Raw genomic sequence first — 2,997 nt, 5'->3', positions numbered from 1 at the left:
GCCGTCGAAGACGAACGTGTCGGGCGTGCAGGCCGCGGAGAAGGCGCGTGCGACGTCCTGGGTCTCGTCGTAGAGGTACGGAAAGGTCCAGCCGTGGCTGCGGGCCTCGGCGACCATCTGGTCGGGTCCGTCCTGCGGGTAGGTGAGGGCGTCATTGCTGGAGATGCCGACCATCGCAACGCCCCGATCGGCGAGGTCCCGACCGAGCGCGGCGAGCCCGGCGGCGACGTGCTTGACGTACGGGCAGTGGTTGCAGATGAAGGTGACGACGAGCGCGGGACCTGTGAGGTCGTCGAGGCCGACCCTGGCGCCGGTGGCGGGCTCGGGCAGCGAGAAGGACGGGGCAGGGGTGCCGAGGGCGAGCATGGTGGACTCGATGGCCATGTCCGCCAGAGTAACTGGCGCCGCGAGATCGGGTCGGCTAGAGCTTGGAACCCAGCCCCGCGATGAGATTGATCGTGACCGCCAAGACAACGGCGCCGAGCAGGTAGGACAGCATCGCGTGGCGCAACACCGTCGCCCTGATGGACGTCAACCCGATCTCGGTGTCCGACACCTGGAAGGTCATGCCGACGGTGAAGGCCAAATACGCGAAGTCCCGGAAGCAGGGCGGCTCCGGGTCGTGGAAGTTGATTCCGCCCGGTTCGTCCGAGTAATAGAGCCGCGCGTAGTGCACGCTGAACAGCGTGTGCACGGCAAACCAGGACGCCGCCACGGCCAGGATGCCGAGAACGGCGGCTGCTAAGGCTCTGACACCGGAGTGCGTCCCGGCGGCCACCACGTAGCCGACCCCGCCCAGGCTCGCGATGCTCGCCGACACGATGACCACGTCGGCGACCCACCGGGTCGGGTCCTCCCGGGTCACGTAGTGGCGGGTTTGGTCGGCATCCATTCCGCCCAGGAGGAGCCGCGTCCACCCGACATACACGCCGGCGGTAACGACCCAGCCGATGAGCGCGAATCGCCAGCCGACAATGTTTCCCACCGTGAGAGCAACGGCAACCCCGAGCACCACGGCAAGCAATATCCGAACCGCGACGGTGTCGCGGGAGATCGAAACCAGGGCTTTCACGACTCCGACCTAAGCACGCCACCCCGCACCAACCCGCCAACGGACCGCAGACGCGCCGCGCAGGGGGGCGGCCGCTAGGCGTTTCCGGGCGCGGGGCCGAGCTTGTTAACCGCGAATGTCGCTGCCTGATTTATCATCCCGGACTCGATGTAGGAAACATGCGCCATTATGTTCCCGCCGGGGGAGCAGATGGGATCGTCGGGAGCGCACAGGCTAATGGTCTTGGAGCTGTACAGCGGGCTGGTTGCCGGCAGTGGCTGGCCGCCCCACAACATGCTCGAGAATCCACTGGTGGGCTCGCCGAAAAGGGCGACCGCGGCGACATGATTGGCCACCGGGGCCGGCATCGCCGCAGTGGCCAAATTGATCACGGTCGCGCCCTGCGAATATCCACCAAGCACCATCTTGGTGTTCGGGCAGCTGGCGACGGTGTTCTGGATGTGAGCACTCGCATCATTGGAACCGGCTGTCGCGCTGCCGTGGTAGTCGTCGTTGGCCGGGTAGTTCACCGCATAGACGTCGACGGACCGCCCACCAAGCTGCGAAGTAAGCGAGTCGACAAACGCCTGGCCCATGTTGCCCAGACCGGGCTCCTGATGGGTGCCGCGAGCGAAAACCACCGCGACGTCGGAGCATGGATCAGCGGACGCGGTGGGAGCGCCGATGGGCGCGCTCAACAGCGCCCACCCCGTCGCCACCAAGACACCAACTATGCGAGTAACGCCGCGTGCAGTCATTCCCAAATCCTGACATATCGCCCGCAACGCCGGTGACGGCGGCGGTGGCGGCGCGGGTTGCGTCGGCCTAATGCCCACCGTCGCGGGCGATCCGATCGGCGCGCCAACACGACGCCCGCATGGGGATGTCGATCGCCTCGGCCCCGGGGAAACGCGCCTTCAGGGCGGCGCGTGCTTCGGCCAGCCGCTGCGTACGGTCGTCTGCGGAAGCGACGATGACCCTGCTGTGGGTGCCCAGCATCGCGACGGCGTCCTCGACCGTCATCGTCCGCACGAAGCGGAACGTCTCACGGGCGACGTTGTGGAAGATCCGCGGCTCCGGGAGAACGAAGTCCAGGTGCCGCCGGAATCGGTCGGCCGATTGGGTGTCCTCATTGGACAGCCGGTCGAGGTCACGCACCCAGTCCACCTCGCGGTCCCGGCTCGTCCAGATCAGGCCGAGCCGACCGCCGTCGCGCAGCACCCGGCCGATCTCCGGGACGGCCTTTTCGTGATCCATCCAGTGCCACGCCGACGAGACGAACACCGCGTCAGCGGCGGCGTCGGGCAGCGGAATCGACTCGCCACGCCCTTCGACAGCACGGACCCCCGGGGAGCGCGCCGCCAGCACCGTCCGCATCCGCGCGTCGGGCTCGACGGCGATGACCTGCGCGGCCCTGCCCAGCAGCGTGCGGGTGAACAGGCCCGTGCCCGCACCGACGTCGACGGCGACCTGGCAACCGGGCGGCACCAGCCAGTCCACCGCCTCCCGCGGTGCCTGCGGCCGCAGACCGTCGTAGTCCTCGGCAATCGACCCGAAGGACATCGCGCGCTCGTGACGATCGGTCACTGCAGCCACGCTAGTCCGCCATCCAACTCACGCAACGTCGCTCGACCTTGCCCTGTCCAGCGGTGGCGACGTCGCTGTGGGGCCGGTTTAATGAATTCCGAGATTTCTGGGCCGCGCTTTCCTAGAGTCTGTTGTAACTGGTCCTCTGACGCGCCCGATCGTCTGCATGGTGGCGTGAGGTGCCCGTCCCCGGGTAAAAGTTGGGCCTTGGCGTCGAAGGGGAGGACACTTCCGGGATGAGTTTTTTGGTGTTCCCGCCAGAGATCAACTCGTCGTTGCTGTATTCGGGCGCGGGTTCGTCTCCCATGCTGGCCGCCGCGGCGTCGTGGAACGGGCTGGCCGCCGAGTTGAGTTCGGCG

5 protein-coding genes are annotated in these 2,997 nt (G+C 67.3%); 1 reads left to right on the top strand and 4 read right to left on the bottom strand.

Annotated elements, in window-relative coordinates:
- The 4 genes from ACLP4W_RS17190 to ACLP4W_RS17175 form a co-directional block, all read right to left on the bottom strand.
- Positions 1 to 384 (bottom strand): thioredoxin family protein (locus ACLP4W_RS17190; RefSeq protein WP_442387931.1); only part of this gene is annotated, 384 nt, incomplete at its 3' end.
- A gap of 37 nt (positions 385 to 421) precedes the next feature.
- On the bottom strand, positions 422 to 1,072 hold the full coding sequence (locus tag ACLP4W_RS17185) for a DUF1345 domain-containing protein (protein ID WP_442387929.1): 651 nt from the start codon (positions 1,070 to 1,072) through the stop codon (positions 422 to 424).
- 74 nt (positions 1,073 to 1,146) lie between these two features.
- Complete coding sequence (locus ACLP4W_RS17180; protein WP_442387927.1) at positions 1,147 to 1,809, bottom strand: cutinase family protein; 663 nt, start codon at positions 1,807 to 1,809, stop codon at positions 1,147 to 1,149.
- A 67-nt stretch (positions 1,810 to 1,876) separates the two neighbouring features.
- A complete protein-coding gene (locus tag ACLP4W_RS17175) occupies positions 1,877 to 2,638 on the bottom strand; it encodes a class I SAM-dependent methyltransferase (RefSeq protein WP_442387926.1) in 762 nt (253 codons plus the stop codon).
- 236 nt (positions 2,639 to 2,874) lie between these two features.
- Between ACLP4W_RS17175 and ACLP4W_RS17170 the strand changes: the two genes are divergently transcribed.
- Positions 2,875 to 2,997 (top strand): PPE domain-containing protein (locus ACLP4W_RS17170; protein ID WP_442387933.1); only part of this gene is annotated, 123 nt, incomplete at its 3' end.

Source organism: Mycobacterium sp., assembly GCF_052145595.1.
Lineage (GTDB): Bacteria > Actinomycetota > Actinomycetes > Mycobacteriales > Mycobacteriaceae > Mycobacterium.
The sequence above is the reverse complement of the archived record's forward strand: the minus strand, read 5'-3'. Positions and strand labels throughout refer to the sequence as shown.

Coding starts and splice junctions, on each gene's coding strand:
- ACLP4W_RS17180 (WP_442387927.1), bottom strand. CDS start 1,809: ATGACTGCACGCGGCGTTACTCGCATAGTTGGTGTCTTGGTGGCGACG.